Annotated in this window: 17 protein-coding genes; 1 reads left to right on the top strand and 16 read right to left on the bottom strand. The window is 54.7% G+C overall.

The window, feature by feature from the left end:
• Positions 1-6: 6 nt before the first annotated feature.
• Positions 7-2,613 (bottom strand): alpha-ketoglutarate dehydrogenase, encoded by a 2,607-nt coding sequence (mdeB, locus tag C5F52_RS24930; RefSeq protein ID WP_104801076.1) that lies wholly within the window; start codon positions 2,611-2,613, stop codon positions 7-9.
• Positions 2,614-2,717: 104 nt separating this feature from the next.
• Here mdeB and C5F52_RS24925 point away from each other — a divergent pair, with 104 nt between their 5' ends.
• Positions 2,718-3,200, top strand: a complete 483-nt coding sequence (locus C5F52_RS24925; protein WP_104801075.1) for an Lrp/AsnC family transcriptional regulator — start codon at positions 2,718-2,720, stop codon at positions 3,198-3,200.
• A 222-nt stretch (positions 3,201-3,422) separates the two neighbouring features.
• Here C5F52_RS24925 and C5F52_RS24920 read toward each other — a convergent pair whose 3' ends face one another.
• The 15 genes from C5F52_RS24920 to C5F52_RS24850 form a co-directional block, all read right to left on the bottom strand.
• A complete protein-coding gene (locus C5F52_RS24920; RefSeq protein WP_104801074.1) occupies positions 3,423-4,160 on the bottom strand; it encodes a Fic family protein in 738 nt (245 codons plus the stop codon).
• 147 nt (positions 4,161-4,307) lie between these two features.
• A complete protein-coding gene (locus tag C5F52_RS24915) occupies positions 4,308-4,859 on the bottom strand; it encodes a hemerythrin domain-containing protein (protein WP_255416398.1) in 552 nt (183 codons plus the stop codon).
• An 80-nt stretch (positions 4,860-4,939) separates the two neighbouring features.
• Complete coding sequence (locus tag C5F52_RS24910; RefSeq protein ID WP_104801072.1) at positions 4,940-5,539, bottom strand: nitroreductase; 600 nt, start codon at positions 5,537-5,539, stop codon at positions 4,940-4,942.
• Positions 5,532-6,215, bottom strand: coding sequence for a carbonic anhydrase (locus C5F52_RS24905; protein WP_104801199.1), 684 nt, complete (start codon positions 6,213-6,215; stop codon positions 5,532-5,534). Before C5F52_RS24905 ends, C5F52_RS24910 begins: the two co-directional genes overlap by 8 nt.
• Positions 6,215-7,078 carry a peptidylprolyl isomerase gene (locus C5F52_RS24900; RefSeq protein WP_104801071.1) on the bottom strand — a complete coding sequence of 288 codons (864 nt, stop codon included), beginning with the start codon at positions 7,076-7,078 and terminating at the stop codon, positions 6,215-6,217. The genes C5F52_RS24905 and C5F52_RS24900 overlap by 1 nt, the downstream gene beginning before the upstream one ends.
• A 32-nt stretch (positions 7,079-7,110) precedes the next feature.
• The gene (gene narI, locus C5F52_RS24895) at positions 7,111-7,830 is read right to left on the bottom strand and encodes a respiratory nitrate reductase subunit gamma (protein ID WP_104801070.1); all 720 of its coding nucleotides are present in this window, start codon (positions 7,828-7,830) and stop codon (positions 7,111-7,113) included.
• On the bottom strand, positions 7,827-8,507 hold the full coding sequence (narJ, locus tag C5F52_RS24890; RefSeq protein WP_104801069.1) for a nitrate reductase molybdenum cofactor assembly chaperone: 681 nt from the start codon (positions 8,505-8,507) through the stop codon (positions 7,827-7,829). Before narJ ends, narI begins: the two co-directional genes overlap by 4 nt.
• Positions 8,508-8,520: 13 nt before the next feature.
• Positions 8,521-10,053 carry a nitrate reductase subunit beta gene (narH, locus tag C5F52_RS24885; protein ID WP_104801068.1) on the bottom strand — a complete coding sequence of 511 codons (1,533 nt, stop codon included), beginning with the start codon at positions 10,051-10,053 and terminating at the stop codon, positions 8,521-8,523.
• An 11-nt stretch (positions 10,054-10,064) separates the two neighbouring features.
• On the bottom strand, positions 10,065-13,859 hold the full coding sequence (locus tag C5F52_RS24880) for a nitrate reductase subunit alpha (protein WP_104801067.1): 3,795 nt from the start codon (positions 13,857-13,859) through the stop codon (positions 10,065-10,067).
• Between the two features lie 49 nt (positions 13,860-13,908).
• A complete protein-coding gene (locus tag C5F52_RS24875; RefSeq protein ID WP_104801198.1) occupies positions 13,909-15,549 on the bottom strand; it encodes an MFS transporter in 1,641 nt (546 codons plus the stop codon).
• Positions 15,550-15,572: 23 nt separating this feature from the next.
• Entirely contained in the window at positions 15,573-16,841 is a 1,269-nt protein-coding gene (locus C5F52_RS24870) for a nitrate/nitrite transporter (RefSeq protein WP_104801066.1), read from the bottom strand.
• A gap of 141 nt (positions 16,842-16,982) precedes the next feature.
• Positions 16,983-17,675, bottom strand: a complete 693-nt coding sequence (locus C5F52_RS24865; protein WP_104801065.1) for a response regulator — start codon at positions 17,673-17,675, stop codon at positions 16,983-16,985.
• Positions 17,675-19,576: a type IV pili methyl-accepting chemotaxis transducer N-terminal domain-containing protein gene (locus tag C5F52_RS24860; protein ID WP_104801064.1), complete on the bottom strand. Its 1,902-nt coding sequence runs from the start codon at positions 19,574-19,576 to the stop codon at positions 17,675-17,677. The genes C5F52_RS24865 and C5F52_RS24860 overlap by 1 nt, the downstream gene beginning before the upstream one ends.
• Positions 19,573-20,058, bottom strand: coding sequence for an Rrf2 family transcriptional regulator (locus C5F52_RS24855; protein ID WP_104801063.1), 486 nt, complete (start codon positions 20,056-20,058; stop codon positions 19,573-19,575). The genes C5F52_RS24860 and C5F52_RS24855 overlap by 4 nt, the downstream gene beginning before the upstream one ends.
• Positions 20,059-20,133: 75 nt before the next feature.
• Positions 20,134-22,608: an adenosylcobalamin-dependent ribonucleoside-diphosphate reductase gene (locus tag C5F52_RS24850; protein WP_104801062.1), complete on the bottom strand. Its 2,475-nt coding sequence runs from the start codon at positions 22,606-22,608 to the stop codon at positions 20,134-20,136.
• Between the last annotated feature and the right edge of the window lie 110 nt (positions 22,609-22,718).

The raw sequence follows: 22,718 nt of genomic DNA, 5'->3' as shown, positions 1-22,718 counted from the left end.
AAGGGCTCAGACACTCGCATCTAACTCAGCCAATGCGCGAGCCAGGATGCTTTCAGCATCCACATTAAAAAACGAACGCAGCACCGCGCGCGTGTCACTACGCCCAAAACCATCTGTGCCTAAAGTACGGTACGTGCGTCCTGCAGGCACATAAGCGCGAACACTCTCAGGCACTGCTCGCACGTAGTCGGTCGCAGCCACGATTGGGCCTGAACTGTGGCTGAGAAGTTGGGCCAAGTAAGGCGTATCGCCATCGCTCTCGTGCGCCATGCCATCTCGGGCCAACTCGCTCCAACTGGTGATGCTGTAAACATCCACCCCGATGCCTCGCTCAGCAAGTTGCTGCGCGGCCAGCACCACTTCAGTGAAGATGGCGCCCGAGCCCAGCAAGGTCACACGTTGCCCCGCCTTAGGTCCATAGCTGCCAAAGTGGTAGCCGCCGCGTAATACCCCCTCGGCTGCGCCTTCTGGCAAATCGGGGTTGGCATAGTTTTCGTTCATGAGCGTGACGTAATAGAAAACGTCTTGCTGCTCCACCAACATCTCACGCATGCCCGCGTCAACGATCACCGCCAGTTCACCTGCAAAGGCTGGGTCATAGGCCTTGCAGTTGGGGATGGTGGCAGCTACCAAGTGACTGCTGCCATCTTGGTGTTGCAGGCCCTCGCCCGCCAAGGTGGTGCGGCCTGAAGTTGCACCCAACAAGAAGCCTCTGGCGCGCTGATCGGCAGCTGCCCATATCGCATCACCCACGCGTTGGAAGCCGAACATGGAGTAATAAATGTAAAACGGCAGCATGGCCATGCCGTGCACGCTGTAGCTGGTGGCTGCTGCCGTCCAACTGGCAATTGCACCGGCTTCGCTGATGCCTTCTTCCAAAATTTGTCCTTCTAAGGCTTCGCGGTAAGAGAGCACAGAGCCGATGTCTTCAGGCGCATAGCGCTGACCGACGCTGCTGTAAATACCAACTTGTTTGAACAAATTGGCCATACCAAAAGTGCGCGCTTCGTCAGCGACGATGGGCACGATGCGTGGGCCTAATGTGGGGTCTTTCAGTAACGTGCCAAGCATGCGAACAAACGCCATGGTGGTGCTCATCTCCTTGCCATCCGCCTTGAGGGCGAACTGCGCGTAGCTGTCTATTGCGGGGACAGGCACCACATCGCAAGCGGTTTCGCGTTTGGGCATGGCCCCGCCCAATGCGCTTCGGTGTTCACGCAGGTAACGCATCTCCGCGCTGTCTTCTGCGGGTTTGAAAAACGCCAGACCCTTCGCTTGTTCGTCGCTCAGAGGCAGGTTGAATCGGTTGCGGAACTCGATCAAGTCGGTCTCATCAAATTTCTTTTGGCTGTGGGTGGTCATCTTGCCTTGCCCCGCAGAACCCATGCCATAGCCTTTCTTGGTCTGCGCCAAGATCACGGTCGGCTGACCTGTATGGGCCGCAGCCGCTGCGTAAGCCGCGTGAATCTTGACCAAGTCGTGACCGCCTCGTTTGAGGTTATCGATTTGTTCATCTGTCATGCCCTCTACCAAGCGAGCGAGTTCCTCGTTCTGGCCAAAGAAGTTGTCGCGGTTGAAGCGGCCGTCCTTGGCCGCGAAAGTTTGCATTTGACCGTCCACGGTTTGTGCAAATGCACGCGCCAAGGCGCCTGTCGTGTCGCGCGCAAACAAACCATCCCAGTCGCTGCCCCACACCAACTTGATGACGTTCCAGCCCGCACCTGCAAAGAGTTTTTCCAACTCGTCGATGATGCGGCCGTTGCCGCGCACAGGGCCGTCTAAACGTTGCAGGTTGCAGTTGACCACCCACACCAAGTTGTCGAGTTTTTCGCGGGCGGCAAGCGTGAGCGCGCTCATGCTCTCCGGTTCATCCATCTCGCCATCGCCAAACACGCCCCAGACTTTGCGGGTGTCACAGTCCAGCAATTCACGATGTGTGAGATAGCGCATGAAGCGTGCGTGATAGATCGAGCTGATCGGACCAATGCCCATCGAGCCGGTGGGGAACTGCCAAAAGTCGGGCATCAACCATGGATGCGGGTAGCTGGACAGACCGCGCGCACCGCTGGCAGGTGCTGTGATTTCTTGGCGGTAATGCAGCAAGTCAGCTTCGCTCAAACGGCCTTCAAGAAATGCACGGGCATACACACCGGGTGCGCTGTGGGGTTGGAAAAACACCAAATCGCCGCGGTGCGTTTCATTGCGTGCATGAAAGAAATGGTTGAATCCCATCTCAAACAAATCAGCGGCACTCGCGTAGCTGGCGATGTGGCCACCGAGTTCACCATAGGCTTGGTTGGCACGCACCACCATCGCCAGCGCGTTCCAACGCATGAGCGAAGCAAGACGCTCTTCCACAGCCAGATCGCCCGGAAACGTCGGTTGTGCATCTACACCGATGGTGTTGATGTAGGGCGTGTTCAACTCAGGCTGCCAACCGATGCCTTTCGTACGGGCAAAGCGAACCAACTCATCAAGAATGTGTCGAACGCGAACAGGCCCCTCGTTTGTGGCAAGTGACAACAACGCATCACGCCACTCTTGGGTTTCTGATGGATCGCTGTCTATGTCTGCTGATGGTGTGAAATGGTGTGGCTCGGTCATGTCGTTCATTCCAAATGTCTCCTCGTGCGAAGACTGTAGGGAATACGCCATGGCAGTTGATGTTGAATTCATGCATTATTCGAATTTATATGGCATTTAATTTTGAATAAGCAATGAATCAAAGCACAAAAAACTTTGACGCCACCGATTTAAAGATTCTTGAAGAGCTTCAGGCCGATTCAAGTCTGTCCAACGTCGAGCTTGCCCGTCGGGTTCATTTATCGCCGTCGCCTTGCTTAGCCCGTGTGCGGGCGTTGGAGGAACGCGGCCTGATCCGGCAATACGTCGCCTTGCTTGAAGCCAAGCATTTAGGGCTGCATCTGAACGTGTTTATCTCGATCAGCCTCAAGCAACAAAGTCGCCAGGCACTTCAAGAGTTTGAAGAGCGCATCACCTTGCGCGATGAGGTGATGGAGTGCTACTTGATGACCGGGGATGAGGATTACCTCTTGCGCGTGGCAGTTCCTGACATGCCCGCCTTAGAGAGCTTCATCCTTGAACAGCTCTCACCGATCGCGCAGGTTGAAAAGATTCGATCCAGTTTTGCGCTCAAGCAGGTGCGCTACAAAACTGCACTTCCCTTGCACAACTTGTAGTTTCAAATACAGGGCTTTGAAGCAAAGAAAAAGGGCTCGGAGATTTTCCGAGCCCTTGTGTATGGTGGTGGATGGTTGACGACTTTGCAACTTTCTATTCACACTCAATCATGCTGGGTGGTACTAGAGCGTGAATGAGCGGTTTGGATTTGAACCCGCGTCCACATTTTTTTGTACCAACCCAGTGCCATACGACTTCTAGGCTCCCCTGCGGCGCGAAACTCACTGAGACAACAAGGTGATATAGGCCGAGTAGCTGAAACTCCGGTTCTTTTTATTCCCCGTTGTCTCACCAATGAGTCCCAACTCTTCCAGAGTTTTGACCGCCGCGTTGGCTGTCGGAAAAGTTGTTTCCAGTACCTTGCGAACCCTCTCGACCGTAAATCTTGGCATCATCGGCAACAACTCAAACAGCCTATACGCTGCCGCATTGACTTTGGGCGAATCAAGCAACTTGCGACGGTCAGCCGTTACCAAACTGGCAATCTGAACAATGCTTTTCTCCGCATCGGTTGCAGCAACGCACACACCTTCAAGGAAAAACGCAATCCACGACTCCCAGTCCCCGTCGTTGCGAACACCGGACAGCAGTCGGTAGTACTCCATCTGATGCTGTTTTAAGTAGCCACTCACGTACATCAGCGGTTCAGGCAATACGCCCATGTCCTCGAACAACGCAGAAATCAACAGCCGTCCAATTCGTCCGTTTCCATCCAAGAATGGGTGAATCGTTTCGAACTGTGCGTGCACCAATGCAATCACGACCAATACAGGCAATGTCCCCTCTTCGCCCTGCACGGCAGGGCCGCCGACCGAGTGATCATGGATAAATTTTTCCAAGTCACTGAGTAGCCCTGGAACTCTCGAAGCAGGAGGTGGAACAAAAACAGCGTTGCCGGGACGCGTCCCACCAATCCAATTTTGCGAGCGTCGCAGGTCCCCTGGCTTGTTGAGTTGCATCCAAATCTGACCCGGGGTGGCTCACTATTGGAGCAATTCAACACCCACGTCCGAAGTCGCTCATCTAAGGCTTCTTGAAGCTCTGCTATGGCAGCTTTCAGTCCTTCAGCGCGAACAATATCCAATGCATGAAACCGCGCAAGCACCTCAGCGAATCTGCGAGCTGTGTTTACCCAGTCGCGATGGGACGATTCCATGGTTGGAAGCGACTGAAGAATGCCCTCGCCTGCGCATCATTTCATGCGACATGGCATCTAATTGATCGTTGCTAGACGCAAGCTTGGCCGCGGGATAAACATCCCACTCTTCTTGGTTGATGTGTTCGTTGTAGGCCGCAGCAAAGGAGTCTAGTGCGCCGTTATCGGCATCGTTGAACGCGACCCAAGAGTTGACATCAGCATTCACCACCGACACCAGCAATTGCTTCACAACGATCCAGCTCTTTTCCATTTCAATATGGTCTTGCTTGAGTCGAAGCACCAAAGCATCTAGCGTAGTGTCATGCAGCGCTAGGACGGCCGGGAACACATGCATCTCCTCGTCCAAGTGGTGATGCGGAGCCGCGATATCAAAATAACGAATGACGTCGGTGGCCGCCTTAGATGCGTGGGTGTCCCAGCCGTTTTCTGACAAATGGTGTCGGAGTTTGACGAGCAAAGCCAACATGCGTTCCACACGTTCGTGGCAAGCGCTGAGCATCTCAAACGGTGCTTCAAAACCAACGCTGGGGGATCGATGCCCAGGTAGCCCCCCCCCCACCGCAACTGAATGAACCATGGTCAATCTCTCCAAACTTGAACGAATTGCTGAACCTCCGGCCGTGGCTTGAAAGGCTTGCGCGAGCTCACGGTTCCGACATTTAAAAAACAAATCGCATGCTCAGAGCGTTTCAGCTGCAAACCCGATCGGAACGATTGGGCCTTGAGCGCCTTACCGCTCGTCAGGCCCGTGCCGTAGCCCATGGCGTTGGCCAGCAGCATGAAGTTTTGCACCGCGCACCCGGCACTCAACACACGCTCATGCATGTCAATCTCTGGGTCGCCTTTAGCCGCATCCACGATCAACACCATCAGCAAGGGCGAGCGTCGCGCCTTGTCGCGGGCTTGTTCAAGTTGTTCATCGGTCGCGCTTGGATCGCGCTCACTGAGCGCTTGCACGAACAGCTCACCCAAGTCTTCTCTTTTGTGCGCAGGGATAACCAAGAATCGCCAAGGATTGATGAGGTCGTGGTCTGGTGCCGTCGACGCGGCCAAAAACAATTTTTCTATTTCTACAGCACTCGGCCCTGGCTCGATGAGCCGTTTTGGCAAGATGGTTTGTCGCGTGGCCATCACTTGGCTCACCATGAGCAGCTGATTCTCTTTCTCGACATCACTCATTCAAATGCTCCACATGAGGCGTAAAAGGACCCGTTCCGCTGTGAGTCGAACGCGATGCGGGCACAAAGTCGCCGCGCTGTACGTCGAACACATGGACCTCACCCTCTTCAATCACATAGTGCCAACCGTGCAGCTTCAAGCTCCCTGCCTCGACCTCGCGCCTGACCATCGGGTAGTCCATCAGCCGCTCCAGCTGCAACACCACCGACCGTTGCTCTGTGCGCAAGAGCGCCTCAGGGCAAGGTTGCACAGGTAACAAGGCTTCATCCACCAAGCGCAACCAGTTTTGCAATGCTTTGGCTTCTTCGGGGGCACCCTCGTAGGCTGTGCGTATGGCGCCACAGTGGCTGTGGCCGCACACAATGATACTTTTCACGTGCAGCATGAGGACAGCAAACTCAATCCCTGCCATGGTGCCGTGTAGACCATGCGAGCCGTCATAGGGCGGGACCAATGCACCGACATTGCGCACGATGAACAACTCACCAGGCCCTGCCCCTGTCAGCAGATAGGGCACCAGCCGGGAATCAGAGCAGCCGATGAACAAAGTTTTGGGATGCTGTCCTTGCGCCACCAAGTCCTGAAACCGTTGTTGGTGCAACGGGAAATAGTCCGCGTGAAAACGCTGCAAGCGATGCAGCAGCTCATCAGAAGACTCCGGCGGCGCGGGTGGCATCATTGCACCAAGGACGAGGCGTCCCCATCCAGCTCAATCCCTGTGACATGCGCCAAGCCCACCAAGCGACGCATGTATTGCCCCAGCGCGGTGGCGCGGGACTGCCATTGCAAACGGGATGCAATTTGCGCCTTCAGGGTTTCAAAGTCTGGCAGATGCCCTAGGTTCACATCGAGCACATCGACAAGATGGAAACCAAACCGTGTGTGCACCAAGCGGGGGCGCAGACCGGTCCCTTGGCTGGACTCTTGCAGGTAGAACAGTTCTTTGGCGAACTCTGGCGCACAGTCGTTAGGGGTCAGCCAACCGAGAGCGCCGCCTTGCGCGCCCGTCGGGCAATTTGACAACTCGCCAGCCAACTGGGCAAAGCGCTCAGGGGCCACGTCTTTGTGCGATAACTCAAGCAAGGCAGACTCTGCGCGTTGTGCCAACGCTTGCACATTCACACCTGGTGTGACGGCAAACAAAATGTGGCGTACCAAGCGTTCCTGACCCACGGTGAACTGGGCCTGATGTGCCTCGTAATACCGTTTGGCTTCTTCTTGTGTGGGTTGCGGCGAGACGACTTCGGTCTCAAGCATACGGTCCACGATGTCTTGCTGTTGAGCCAACAACGTCGGCGCCATCAAGCCCGTGTACGGTGGCAAATGCCCGAGCCTGACCGCCTCTTGACGCAACAATTCGGAATAGGCCCGCTCACGTAAGGTTTCGTGATCCACGCTTTCGCCGGGCGCTTGCAAAGCAATGCCATTGATGCTGGCGATCGCGATCGCGGCAGCATCAACGCTCTGACAACCGCAAGAGCCACTGCCGCAGCCCTCTGACGTGTTGCTCTGGTTCTCATGGGAAGTATGGATCGTCATGGTGGAGTCCTGAATGTGTGGGGTGCGAAATTTCAACGACGGCTGAATGGCACGCGGGGCGTCATGCCCATACGACGGCTGCGCACCAACTGGTACGGACGCACAACATAGGCTAAGGTACCAAAGCCACTCCAGACGTGCACCAGCCGCGTGAACGGGAAGATGAAGAAGATGCTCATGCCCAAGAACATGTGCGCCTTGAAGATCCAACTGGCTTCAGACAACAACTCCACCGCACCACCTCGGAAGGTGACGATGCGTTGCGCCCATTCAGCGAGCTTGAGCATCATGCCGCCATCCAGATGCTGTGCAGACAGCGGGATCGTGGCCAAGCCCAAAGCGAACTGGACCCACAGCAACACCAACAACACAATATCGCTCGGCTTGCTGTTCACACGGATGCGCACATCAAATAATCGGCGGTGCAACAGCACCGTTACCCCGATGAAACCCATCACGCCAAACACACCGCCAGAAACCATGGCCAACAGTTGCTTGTCGCCAGCAGTCACGAAGTGTTCATACATGAAGTGGGGCGTGAGCATGCCCACGCTGTGTCCGCCTAACAAAAACAACACGCCAACATGGAACAAGTTGCTACCCCAACGCAACTGACCGCTGCGCAGGAGTTGAGAAGAATCACTCTTCCATGTGTACTGATCGCGGTCGAAACGGATCAGACTTCCGAGCAAAAACACACTCAGTGCAATGTACGGGTAGAGGCCAAAAATGAAATGGTCAAAGTAGCTCATACTGAAACTCCCGGCGTGTGGCTGGATGCCTTTTTCAAGAAATGAATGGGTTGGACATCACCCGGACGGGCCTGGCCACGCGTGCTACAGCCATCAAAGGCTTCGGGCTCGCTCCAGCTGTCGTCGAGTGACTCTTCCGCGGCTATCGCAACGGCTTGGGCTTTGTGACCTGCCAGCTCGAGCACGGCAGCCACCACCACGGCGTAGGGGCTTTCACGTTTGAGCAAGGCACTGAAGATGGCGTTCAAGATATGCGCCATTTCACCCAAGAATGCTTTGGCCACCTCAGGCGTTTGGGTTGAAGCGAACTCCAACACCACGCACAAATGGTCAGGCAACTCTTCTGGGGCAAGGAGCAAGCCCGATTGCTCATACGTTTTGGTGAGATCGATCATGGCCGGACCACGGTCGCGAGAGTCGCCGTGCACATGTTCAAACAAGTGCAGACAAGTCGCACGGCCACGGTCGAAGGTCTCGACGTAGCGCGACTCGGCATCCAATGTGTCGAGACGCAACAGGTGCGTGACCAAGGCTTGCAGTTCGGTGCGACGGGCCAAGCCAAGCGCGCTCTCTTCTTCGAGCACCGGCAACAGCAGGGGGAGTTGCTGGCGCAACTCAGCGTCCGGATACGACAGCAACTGCGACAACACGCGTAGGGAATAACGAATGGGTTTCATGGGGAACCTCGATTTAGACGACAGGTTGAATCGGAATCGTGCGGCGTTTGTCACCGCCAAACAAACTGGCATCGGACTGCCCATCAGAGCAACCATTGCCAAACGAGAAGCCGCAGCCACCACGCACATCAAAGGCGTTTTCTGCATATTCACGGTGCGAGCTTGGGATCACAAAGCGATCTTCGTAATTCGCGATGGCCATGATTTGGTACATCTCTTCGACTTGAGCGACGGTCAACCCGGTTTGCTCCAACACGGCATAGTTCTCGACACCATCCACATGTTTGCCGCGCTGGTAGGCGCGCATGGCCAACATGCGTTCGAGGGCACGGGTGACGGGGGCAATGTCGCCAGCTGTCAGCAAATTCGCCAAGTACTGGACGGGGATGCGCATTTGCGACACATCAGGCAACTCGCCGTTCATGCCGACATGGCCGGCATTGGCCGCCGCCGTGATGGGTGACAACGGTGGCACGTACCAAACCATCGGGAGCGTCCGATATTCGGGGTGCAGTGGCAACGCGACTTTCCAATCAATCGCCATTTTGTAGACCGGGCTGTTGCGCGCACCTTCGAGCCAAGACTCGGGGATGCCGTCTAAGCGTGCTTGCTCAATCACCTTGGGATCATGCGGGTTGAGGAAGATGTCGAGCTGGGCTTGGTACAAGTCCTTTTCGTTCTCCGTGCTAGCGGCTTCAGCGATGCGGTCTGCGTCATACAGCACCACACCGAGGTAGCGGATACGCCCCACGCAAGTCTCTGAACACACCGTGGGTTGACCCGCTTCGATGCGTGGAAAGCAGAAGATGCACTTCTCTGCTTTGCCACTTTGCCAGTTGTAATAAATCTTCTTGTAAGGGCAGCCGCTCACGCACATGCGCCAACCGCGACACTTGTCTTGGTCGATCAAAACGATGCCGTCGTCTTCACGCTTGTAGATCGATCCTGACGGGCACGAGGCCACACAGGTCGGGTTCAAACAGTGTTCGCACAGGCGTGGCAAATACATCATGAAGGTGTTTTCAAACTGGCCGACCATCTCTTTTTGGACTTGGTCGAAGTTGGCGAGGTTGGCGTCTTTGCTACGCTTGCTAAATTCGCCGCCCAGAATCTCTTCCCAGTTAGGACCCCATTCGATCTTCTGCATGCGTTGACCTGTGATCAAGCTGCGTGGACGTGCCGTGGGGGTGGCCCTGGACTCGGGTGCACTTTGCAGGTGCTCGTAGTCATAAGTGAACGGTTCGTAGTAGTCGTCGATCTGAGGCATGTTTGGATTCGCAAAAATGCGCATCAACAGCTTCCACTTGCCACCCTGCTTGGGTTCGATCGAACCATCGGCCTTACGGGTCCAGCCACCATTCCATTTGTCTTGGTTTTCCCACTCTTTGGGGTAGCCAATGCCGGGCTTGGTCTCGACGTTGTTGAACCAAGCGTATTCCACGCCGGGACGGCTGGTCCACACGTTTTTACACGTGACCGAACAGGTGTGGCAACCGATGCATTTGTCCAGGTTCAGGACCATGGCAATTTGTGCGCGTATTTTCATATGTATCTCCTTCAAGCCTGAACCGTTGCAGGCGCTTCGTCATCTAACCAATCGACCTTGAGCATCTTGCGAACCACGACAAATTCGTCGCGGTTGGTGCCAATGGTTCCGTAGTAGTTGAAGCCGTAACTGAACTGGGCGTAGCCACCAATCATGTGGGTTGGCTTGGTCACGATGCGCGTCACTGAGTTGTGAATACCGCCCCGGATGCCGGTGATTTCCGAGCCCGGGGTGTTGATCGTTTTTTCCTGAGCGTGGTACATCATCACCATGCCACGATTGACACGTTGACTCACCACAGCACGGGCGGCAATCGCACCGTTGCTGTTAAACAATTCCACCCAGTCGTTGTCGACGATGCCTGCGCTCTTCGCATCATCTTCACTCAGCCAAATCACAGGCCCACCGCGGTTCAGCGTCAGCATGTGCAGGTTGTCGCTGTAGGTGCTGTGGATGCCCCACTTCTGGTGCGGTGTGATGAAGTTGAGTGAGATTTCCTTGTTGCCGTTGGGACGGCGATTGAGCATCTCGTCCACAGTTTTCAAGTCCACCGGTGGACGGTAGGTGGTCATGCCTTCACCAAAGGCCAACATCCAAGGATGGTCAAGATAAAACTGTTGACGACCCGTCAGCGTGCGCCATGGGATGTATTCGTGCACGTTGGTATAACCCGCGTTGTACGACACCTTTTCGCTCTCAAGTCCCGACCAAGTCGGCGAGCTGATGATCTTGCGCGGCTGCGCTTGGATATCGCGGAAACGAATTTTTTCGTCCTCGCGGTGCAAGGCCAAATGCGTGTGGTCACGCCCTGTGATCTTGCCCAACGCCTCCCAAGCCTTCACGGCGACATGGCCATTGGTCTCAGGCGCGAGTTGCAACACCACCTCACAGGCATCGATGTCGGTTTCGATCTTTGGCATACCCTGTGTCACGCCAGCGGCGCGAACCTTGCCATTGAGTTCACCCAGCTGATGCACTTCGTCGTCCGTGTTCCAACCAATGCCCTTGCCACCGTTGCCATGCTTCTCCAGCAGTGACCCCAATGCGGTGAAGCGCTTGTAGGTGTTGGGGTAGTCGCGTTCGACGACATTGATCTGTGGCGCCGTCACGCCGGGGATCAGATCGCAATCGCCCTTGCTCCACTCTTGCACATCAAACGCTTGCGCCAATTCGGCAGGCGTGTCGTGCATGAGAGGGGTAAGCAGCAGCTCTTTTTCGACACCCAAATGACCGACGCACACTTCGCTGAAAGATTTGGCAAACCCTTTGTAGATCTCCCAATCGCTCTTGCTTTGCCACGCTGGATCCACCGCTGTCGACAAGGGGTGGATGAAGGGGTGCATGTCGCTGGTGTTGAGGTCGTTCTTTTCGTACCACGTGGCGGTGGGCAACACGATGTCTGAATACAAACAGGTGGTGCTCATGCGGAAGTCCAACGTGACCAGCAAGTCGAGTTTGCCTTCAGGCGCTTTGTCGTGCCAAATCACTTCGGTGGGTTTAGCCTCTTCAGCGCCCAAGTCTTTGCCCTGCACACCGTGTGAGGTGCCGAGCAGATGCTTGAGGAAATACTCATGGCCTTTGCCAGACGAACCCAAAATATTGGAACGCCACACAAACATGTTGCGCGGCCAGTTCAAGGGGTGGTCTGGGTCTTCGCAGCTCATCTTGAGACTGCCGTCTTTGAGCGATTTGACTGCGTACTCTTTGGGGTCCATGCCTTGGGCTTGGGCATCCTTGACCACCTGCATCGGGTTGGTTTGCAGTTGCGGTGCACTGGGCAACCAGCCCATGCGTTCAGCACGCACGTTGTAGTCGATCATGCTGCCGCCGAACTTGGTTTTGTCTGCCAAGGGCGACAAAATCTCCTCCACGCCAAGTCGTTCATAACGCCACTGGTCGGTGTGCGCGTAGAAGAAGCTGGTGCTGTTCATTTGGCGGGGTGGACGCACCCAATCCAAGGCGAACGCCAAAGCGGTCCAGCCAGTTTGAGGACGCAATTTTTCCTGACCCACGTAGTGCGCCCAACCGCCACCACTTTGACCGATACAGCCGCACATCATCAGCATGTTGATGATGCCGCGGTAGTTCATGTCACTGTGGTACCAATGGTTCATGGCCGCGCCGATGATGACCATGGACTTGCCGCGTGTCTTGTCCGCGTTGTCGGCAAACTGGCGTGCGACAGCGATCACTTGATCGCGTTTCACGCCAGTGATTTTTTCCTGCCATGCAGGTGTGTAAGGGGTATCGTCGTCGTAGCTGGCAGCTGCATCTTCGCCAGGCAGACCACGGCCCACGCCGTAGTTGGCCGCCGTTAAGTCGAACACCGTGGCGACCAAGGCATAGCGCTCTTCACCGGCCTTGCCCAGTTTGATGCGACGCACGGGCACCTTGCGTACCAGCACATCGTCTACCGCGCTGGCTTGTTTGTTGGCGCTGAAGTTGGGGGTATCGATGCCGCCGAAATACGGGAAAGCGACCTCGCCCACTTCGTAGTCAGCGCCCTCACCTTCCATCAAGCTCAGTTTGAGCTTGACTTCATTGCCACCGCGCGCCTCTTTGTCCTCGAGGTTCCATTTACCTGCATCACTGCGGCCTTCGGCGCCCCAGCGGAAACCGATTGAACCGTTCGGCAAAACCATGCGGTCGGCCTGATCGAGTGCGACCGTTTTCCACTCGGGGTTATTGTCTTGTCCGAGTTTTCCGTTGAAATCACTGGCTCGCAAATAGCGACCTGGCACCGTGACCTTGCGACCATCTGGCAGCGTGCGCTCTTCGAGTTGCACCAGGTTGGGCATGTCGGTGTAGCGACGCACGTAGTCGTCAAAATAAGCACTGCGCTTGTCAAAGTAGAACTCTTTGAGAATCACGTGGCCCATCGCCATAGCGATGGCAGCGTCGGTGCCTTGCTTGGGATGCATCCACAGATCGGCCAATTTGCTGATCTCGGCATAGTCGGGAGTGATAGCGACCGTCTTGGCACCTTTGTAGCGCACCTCGGTGAAGAAGTGAGCATCGGGCGTGCGCGTTTGCGGCACGTTGGAGCCCCACGCAATGATGAAAGTGGAGTTGTACCAATCTGCCGATTCAGGCACGTCGGTTTGCTCGCCCCAAACTTGGGGGCTGGAGGGCGGCAAATCGCAATACCAATCATAAAAGCTCATGCAAACGCCACCGATCAAAGACAGGTAACGGCTACCTGCGGCATAGCTGATCATGGACATAGCTGGGATCGGTGAAAAACCGATGATGCGGTCCGCGCCATATTGTTTGATGGTGTAGACGTTGGCGCTCGCGATGATCTGGTTGACCTCTTCCCACGTGCTGCGCACAAAGCCGCCCAAGCCACGCTGCTCTTGCCATTCAAGGCGAGCGTTGGGGTTTTCAACAATGCTGGTCCACGCATCAACCGGGCTCTTAGCCACGGCCAAAGCGGCACGCCAATGCTTGAGTAAGCGGGCACGGATCATGGGGTACTTAACGCGGTTAGCGCTGTACAAATACCAAGAATACGATGCGCCTCGGGCACAGCCGCGAGGCTCATGATTGGGTAGGTCTGGGCGTGTGCGTGGGTAATCGGTCTGTTGGGTTTCCCAAGTGACGATGCCGCCCTTGACATAGATCTTCCACGAACACGAACCGGTGCAGTTCACGCCGTGGGTGCTACGCACAATTTTGTCATGTGCCCAACGGTCACGGTAGGCGTCCTCCCATGTGCGGTCTTCGCCAGTGGTCACGCCGTGTCCACCAGAAAAAGCTTCCTTGGGGTTTGAAAAATAATTCAATCGATCCAGAAAATGACTCATAGGTTTCTCCAATACATTGGGGTCATGAACGACCCCTTTTCAAACAGCTTCAAGGGTTACGAATTTCGGCACCTGCACGCAGGTAGAACCACCAATTCAGGACAAGGCACAGCGTATAAAAAATAGCGAAGCCGTACATCGCGACTTCAGGCGTGCCCGCTTTGATCTGCTGACCAATCACCACCGGCGCGATGAAGGCGCCATAGGCAGCGATGGCCGATGTCCAGCCCAGCACAGGGCCGGCTTGTTGGCGGTCAAAGATCACAGCGATGGTGCGAAACGTCGAGCCGTTACCAATGCCACTGGCCGTGAACAGCAACACGAACAACAACATAAAGGTCAGAAAGTACTGCTCAGGCGATGCCGACTGGTAGGCCAACCACATCACATAGCCCACGCTGGCAGAGGCCACCACCATCACGGCCGAGATGATCTGCGTGACGATGGAACCACCCGTTTTGTCTGACAACCAACCACCAATAGGTCTGACCAAGGCGCCTACAAAAGGGCCAATCCAGGCATACGTCAGCGCGGAGGGGGCGTTGGGGTTTTTCAGGGTGTGCTGCAGCACGCCGCTGGCATCAGGCACATGGCTGATGCCGAAAATCACGGTGATGGAAAGAGGCAATGCCATCGAGAACCCAATGAAACTACCAAAGGTCACGATGTAGAGCACCGTCATAGACCACGTGTGTTTGTTCTTAAAAATAGCAAACTGTGCAGCGATGTTGTCCTTCATCGTGCCAAAGGCCGTGAGCTTCATCACCATCAACGTGCTCGCGATGATGAGCGGCATCGCCAGCCACATGTTGAGGATGCCCAAACCACTAGGGGCAGGCAGGTACAAATACAGACCGACACCAGCGGGGACAAACGACAAGGTATAGAGCCAGATAATTTTTAAGAAGGCAGGAATGGTGCCACCGATGTTGGGCGACACCGTGGTCAGGTTGTTCATGCCGAAATAGCAAGCCACCGACAACGGAACCAATGTCAAGACCCAAGCAAACCCTGCGTTTTGCACCCAAGTCGGCGTGCCAGCCACAATCTTGCCCAAGATCCAACCACTGTCTTTCACCAAGGTCATGGGCTCACCACCCAAGCTGCCGAACAAGCTCACCGTCATGACCAGCGGAATAACGATCTGCATGGTGGTCACGCCAAAGTTGCCCAAGCCGGCGTTCAATCCCAGTGCCGTGCCCTGCAAACGCTTAGGGAAGAAGGTACCGATGTTGGACATGGAGCTGGCAAAGTTGCCACCACCGACGCCAGACCAAAGTGCCATGAGCTGGAAGACCCACAACGGCCACTCGGGGTGCTGCAAGGCCATGCCCGTTCCCAACGCAGGCGCCAACAACATGGCAGTAGTCAAGAAAATAGTATTGCGGCCACCAGACAGACGGATCACGAACGACGCTGGAATGCGCATGGTGGCACCTGCCAAACCTGCAATCGCCGTGAGGCTGAATAGCTCAGCCTGCGTGAAAGGGAAACCCAAGTTAAGCATCTGCACCGTGATGATGCCCCACATGCCCCAGATGGCGAATCCGCACAAGAGCGCAGGCACCGAAATCCAAAGATTGCGGTAAGCAATGCGCTTGCCGGTGCTCTCCCAAAACGTCTCGTCTTCGGGACGCCAATCACTGATATCTGTGCCCTGAACGGCGTTGATGTTTTGTTTTGTGTTCATGTCCATCCTTGATAAATGAAGACTCAAGCCTGAAACGCAGACTCTGGATGGGGACGACCCATGACGCTAGTTTTGCGAACTTCCGTCCAATACATCCAGATGAGTGACACCCAGACCACGCCATACATCAACATGAAGGCGCTGCTGCGAATGCCTGTCAAATCAACCAACGCACCAAACAAAATTGGAAGGATGAAGCCACCCAAACCACCGGCCAGGCCCACGATGCCGCTGATGGCACCAATGTTGTGTGGATAGTCATCGGCGATGTACTTGAAAACACTGGCCTTGCCAAAGGCAAAGGCAATTCCGAGAATGAACATGATCGCGGTGAACATGTAGACGTTCAGGCCAAGTACGAACGTCTGTGGTCCTGTGACGGTGGCAATAGTGAATTCGGTTTGTGGATACGACAGCAAGAACAAACAGATCCAGCTAACCCAGAGCACCCACCAAGTCACAGCGTGCGCACCATACTTATCGCTGAGCACACCCCCCATCGCTCGCAGCACACCACCAGGGAGAGAGAAGCACGCAGCCAATAACGCCGCCACGCGAATGTCTAAACCGTATTCGCCGATGTAGTACTGCACCATCCACAAAGCCAACGCCACATACCCACCAAACACAATGCTGTAGTACTGGCAGTACTTGAGTACAACAGGGTCTTTGAGCGTTTTGAGTTGGTCTCTGAAAGACTCACGACTCGTCACCAAATGCGATGGTGCGCTGTAGCTAAATGACCAGAACACTACCACCGTACCAGCCATGATGGCGGCATACACCTGCGGAACCATCGTCCAACCAAAAGCAACCAGAATGACGGGAGCAATAAATTTATTAACAGCGGATCCAGAGTTGCCGGCGCCATACACACCCATGGCCATGCCTTGCTGCTTCTTAGGGAACCAACGCGCCACATACGGTGTTCCCACAGAGAAAGAACCGCCGGCTAATCCGACAAACAACCCAATCACAAGAAACTGCCAATACGCCGTAGCGTAGGACATCAACCAAATCGCAGGGACTGTGGCCGACATCAACAAGGCCATGACGATACGACCACCATAACGGTCGGTCCAGATACCCAATGGCACCCGCACCAGCGAACCGGTCAGCACAGGCATCGCCATTAACAAGCCGAATTGGGTGGCATTGAGGTCCAGCATTTTTTTAATCGGGATGCCGATCACGCCGAACATCATCCACACCATGAAACAGACGGTAAAAGCCAAGGTGCTCACAATCAGCACCGACCATGCTTTGCGTTGTTGAATCAATTCATTTGTCATAACTACTCTCCAAACTCGTGCATGCAGTGTGGTTGTTTGGTGCAGTTTTGGGTATCCACCTGAAGACCACGTCACGCAAAGCAAAAGGAGGATGAAGGCCAAGCCCTCATCCTCCTTTAGGAGTATCGAAATTGATCTAGATCAACTCAAGCCATGCGTCGCTGCGAAGACTGCGATTTGTACGCGAGATGTCAGGTCCAGCTTCTTGAAAATGTGTTGGATATGAATCTTGACCGTGGTCTCTGCGATGTCTAAATCGCGGGCGATCTGTTTGTTACTGAGACTTTTTGCGATCAACAAAAAGATATCTTTCTCGCGTGGAGAAAGTTTGTCGAGCGACTGAATTGCTGCGGCCTTGCTGAAAGACATGATTCCGACAGCATCCGCCGTTGGATTCGCCGGATGGCGCATCGTTGATACCAATTTATTCAGCATCGAGGGGCTGATGACCGAATGTCCCTCGTGTACTTTGACAAGCGCATCACACAATTGGTCGGATTCAGATGTTTTGAGCAAATAGCCGTCGGCACCACTTTGCAAAGCCTTGGACAGATCTTCCTCGTCTTCACTCACGGTGAGCATCAAAATACGTAGATTGGGGCGATCCGATTTGAGTGATGCAATGGCGTCCACCCCTTTGACGCCTGGCAAATGGTTGTCAAGCAACAGCAAGTCCGGTTGCGTCTTAGCAAGCACCCGCAAAGCCTCGCCCACATCACCCGCCTCTCCGACGATTTCAAAACGATCATCTTGCGACAGCAATGCGATCAAGCCTCTGCGAAACAAAGGATGGTCATCGACCACGAGCAGTTGGATGGGTTCAGACATAAACATCACGACAGCGACGCTGTCTGTCCCTCTTTTAATTTTGAAGGCTTGGCGGCTGGCACACGCAGCGTCACGGTGGTGCCTTGGTCGACTTCAGAAACAACATCCACTTTGGCGCCAATCTGCTCGGCACGTTCACGCATGATTTTTAAACCCACCTGGAGTTCAGACCGGTTGTTACGTTCATCAAATCCAATGCCATCGTCTCGCACCACAAAACGCCATGGATCACCTTTGTGAATTTCAATCACAACGGCTTGAGCGTTGGCATGCTTACGGACGTTCGACAAGGCTTCTTGCAACACATGCAACACATGAATCTGTACATCTTGTGGCAGTGGTAGCCCGTCTCCAGACACCGTACGGCTCACCTGAAGACCGGTTTGGTGATGAAATTTTTGCAAGGTCTCCTGAACGGCGCGGTCGATGTCATCGGCTTGGGTACGCGTGCGGAAATGCAAGAGCAACTCCCGCACATCCGCAATGCTTTCCTTTAAGCCACTGTCGAGTTCGTTCAACGCAAAATCTGTTTTGTCACTGTTGTTTTTCGAAATAGCGGAACGGAGCAATTGAGCCTGAATCTTCAAAAATGCCAAGGACTGTGCAATCGAGTCATGCAACTCCCTTGCCAGCAATGACCGCTCACCTGCAATCGCGGCCTCGCGGTCCAAGGCCACCGCGCGCATCCCTTCGACAGCCGTGGCCAAGTGACTGGCCAGCGTGTCCATCAACTCGAACTCCTCTGCCGCCAAACTGACCTGGCTTTTATAGAACAAATTGATTTCACCCAACACCTTGTGGTGCATGCGCACAGGCACAGAGATCAAACTTTCATAACCGATGCGGGCGCAGTGTTGAAAGGGTGCGATGTCACTGTTGGTGATCGGGATCACCCGGGTACGGGCGTCTAGTTTTGGATTGCCACAGGCACAGGCGCCGGCCCTCAAACATTTCTCTTCCTCTTGCATAACCTGAGGGAATTGATCAGAAGCTAAGAGGAAAAATTTAGAAGCATCTTCATCCGACCAGCGCAGAGCAATCGCATCCGCCTTCATCAATCGTCGCACGCGCTGCGCAAAGCCTTGTGTTAATTCACTGAGGTCGTTGGTTTGTGCAAGAAAAGCACTGACCCCATACAGCCCTTCCAGCCGTTCTTTCTGCGCCGCGATGCGTTGGGTTTTGGCGATCACTTGGGCTTCGAGGTTGCCATACAAGGATTGCAAAGTGGCAGCCATGCGGTTAAAGCCAGAGGTGACTTGTCCAAATTCGTCGTTGGAAACCACATCCAGTCGCACTGAAAATTGTGCAGATTCAAGCTTTCGCAAGCCATCACGCAAATGGCTCAAAGGGTTGATGACGTACAAATAACCCGTGTAGAGCATGACAACCGCCCCAGCAATCGCCAACGCCATCATCACAATCTGAAACAAATTCAAAATCGCGGTCAAGCTTGACATCTGACTTTCGATCGACAACACAAAGCGATCAATCGCATTCAAAAAATTGACAGAATGTTCGACCAAGCGTTGGTGTTCCAAGGGCGGATGCACGGTAAAGCGCATCTTTTGATCGGACCACAGATGCGCTACTTCTGCGTAACGCGCATGCACAACGCTATCCCACGGAACAAACAACGGCCGAGCGGCATCACCGTTTTTGAGCACCGCCATGCTTTGGTCAAATTCACCGGTCAGTAACTGAATCTCTTGTTCTGGCAATTGAGCTTGCACAGCACTGGTCAGCCGCCAAGTTTGCATGCGCATGCGCCCTGCTTCGTTCAGCGCTGCTGCGCCCCCGCCCAGCTTCCAAGTCACCCACAGCGTAAGCCCGATGGAGATCAAGGCAATCACCAACAAGCCCGTGCCTATACGCACGAGTTTGGTTGACAGTGATGCGGTGTTTTTCATGCAGTTTTAACCGAAGCGCCCTTTTTTTTGCTTAATGAAAATCCCACGGTGCGAATCACCGCTGGTGGATCCTGTGCATCGGCCATCAAATCTGCCAGGGTCACGCTGTCCAGTTTTTCAAAAAAAACTTTCAAAGCATCTGCGAGAACATTTTTCAAACGACAACTGGGCATCAATGCACAGTGACTTACCCCATCTTGAATGCACTCAACGATCGAAAAATCACTCTCTGTTTTTCGAACAACTTCGCCAATCACGATCTCTGACGCAGGCCGCCCCAATCGAAGGCCACCGCCTCGCCCCCGACTGGTGATTAAATAGCCATCCGCCGCAAGCGTCATCACAATTTTGGTCAGATGACTTTTTGATATGTCATGTTGCTCTGCGATCTCCTGAATGGTTGCGGCGGTTTGCCGCGATTCGCTTTGTGCGCAGAACATCAGCACACGAAGACTGTAGTCGGTCCATTGGGTAAGTCGCATCGTTCAATAGTCCTAGTTCTTGAGGATGACCCCTCAAATATTCATTCTTAATGAATTTTATGCTGTGACCCGTTTTTAACCACACGAACCCAAGTAGCCACACTGCGTGCAATAGTCACAGCCATCCTTTCGAATCACTGCGTGCGCACCACAATCGGAACACTTTTTACCTTTCATGACGGTTTGGGGTGCCTCTGACGCAAACACGGTCGACGAGGTCGCCCCAACTTCGCCCAGTGCCGCAGGCAACGTGGACATTTCAGGGTGGGACACTCTCAGCGCCAAAATGTTCTGTACGGCGAAGGCAATGGCGGCCACTTCAGAGTCGTGCCAAAGCGGAATACGGGCGCCATCTTCACGCGTTTTGTGTCCATGACGTACCGGCCCTCTGTCCCATGCCACCTTGCACATGTCACTCAACGCGCGCTCTAGAAAACCACCACGTGCGGCAAGAGACAAAAGGCGCATGCTTGCTGTGATCCACTGTTGCGATTCACCGCTCTGACCCACAGGCATAAAAAACTCAATCGCGCGGTCCACGGTGCCATGGCCGTCTGCCCGCTTGACCGGTAGAAAGGACACGATGAGATACAGCGTCTTGTGCCCCTCATGGGTCCAATACTCGATTTTCTCAGCCACCGCACTCAACGCCCCTTTGGGACGGCTTTCGATCACGGTGCGCATCGGATCGGCGCCCAGGGCATCAACAGATGCAACGGGCTTGCTAGCTTCTGGCGCTGGCGTGAGTTCAAGCACAGAACCTAAGATGGCATTGGGTCGATACGTGGCTAATCCTTTGAGCCCAGCGCGCCAAGCTTGCAGATACAAGTCCTTGAAATCTTCATAGAGGTAATTGGCCGGCACATTCACCGTCTTAGAAATCGCAGTGTCTACAAAAGGTTGAACCGCTTCCATCATGGCGATGTGTTCATGGGCAGTCATCTCCAGCGCACCGACGAACTGTGCCGGTAAGTTATCCGTATCACCGCCCAGCGCACAGTACAAGCGCCAAGCATGATCCTGCACCTCGTATTCCGTGCGCGAGCCATCGGCTTCACGTTTTTTTCGTGTGTACATCCATGAAAACGCTGGCTCAATCCCATTCGATGCGTTGTCGGCGAAAGCCAAACTCACGGAGCCGGTGGGGGCAATCGACAACAAGTGGCTGTTGCGAATACCATGCTTGCGGATACTGGCTTTCAACGCATCGGGCAATCGACTCGCAAATGTCCCTTTGGCCAAATAAGTTGGCGCATCAAACAAGGCGAAGGCACCCTTCTCCCGCGCCAAGGCCACAGACGCTATGTAGGCCGCATCGCGCATGCACTCAGCGATACGTCGCGCCATGTCACGCCCTTCATCGGCGTTGTAGCGCAAGCCCAACATCACCAACGCATCACCCAAGCCAGTAAAACCCACGCCGATGCGGCGCTTGTCCTGCGCCTCTTGCTGTTGTTGCGGCAAGGGCCAGTGGGTCAGGTCCAAGACATTGTCCAAAGCCCGCACTTGCAAGGCCACGCTATTTGCAAAAGCTTCAAAGTCAAATTCTGCTTTGCCGCCGTGTCCGAATGGACGTCGAACAAACCGCGGCAGAATGACGGGGCCGAGGTCGCAACAACCGTAGGGCGGCAACGGTTGCTCACCACAAGGATTGGTGGCGCTGATGGACTCAATCGCTCGCAGGTTGTTATCTCGGTTGATCTGATCAAGAAACAAGATGCCAGGCTCCGCAAAGTCGTAGGCCGAGCACATGATCGTGTCCCAAAGCTCAGTCGCTCTTAAGGTCTGGTAGACCCACATCCCATCTTCACGTTGATGTGCGCCGTGTTGGCACAACTCTGCGCCGGGGTCTGCAATGTGCACCAAGTCCCAAGGGCCGTCATGCAGCACGGCGTCCATGAAGGTATCGCTCACCGCGACGGACACGTTGAAGTTGTTCCAACGACCCGGCGTCCGCTTGGCCGTGATGAACTCCATCACATCTGGGTGGTCAATGCGCAGCACACCCATTTGCGCGCCGCGCCTCGCGCCCGCACTCTCTACAGTGGCGCATGAGTGGTCAAAAACATTGATATAGCTGCACGGCCCAGATGCCGTTGACGCCGTTCCCTTGACGCACGCCCCACGGGGTCGGATGCGAGAAAAGTCATACCCCACACCCCCGCCACGCCGCATGGTCTCTGCCGCCTCTCGCAGTGCTTCATAAATTCCGGGATAGCCGCCGCCGTCCACGCCTTGGATGCAATCGCCCACTGGCTGTACAAAACAGTTAATCAGTGTGGCTTGAATTCCTGTACCGGCCGCACTCATGATCCGGCCAGCACCAATGGCCCCTGCTTCTAGATTTTGACGGAATAAGACTTCAAATTCGGCACGGAGTTCCACCGGTTCTACGCTGGCCAACGCGCGGGCCACTCGGTCAAAGAGTTGACTGACGTTGTCCTCTCCTGGCTTGAGATATTTTTCTCGAAGCACATCCTTGCTGATCGGCTGTATCGGCATGGTAGAAATTGCATCCAACAAAACTTGGTGATCGACGTGACGGTTCATGCGTCCACTCCCTTCAGAGTTATATAACGGGTAATCAGTTGAAATAGGCATCCTGCGCACAAGACTAACGGGACATCGTTGATCTTGGCTTGCCATTGATCAAGCAACCA

It is taken from the genome of Limnohabitans sp. TS-CS-82, from assembly GCF_002943475.1.
The sequence above is the reverse complement of the archived record's forward strand: the minus strand, read 5'-3'. Positions and strand labels throughout refer to the sequence as shown.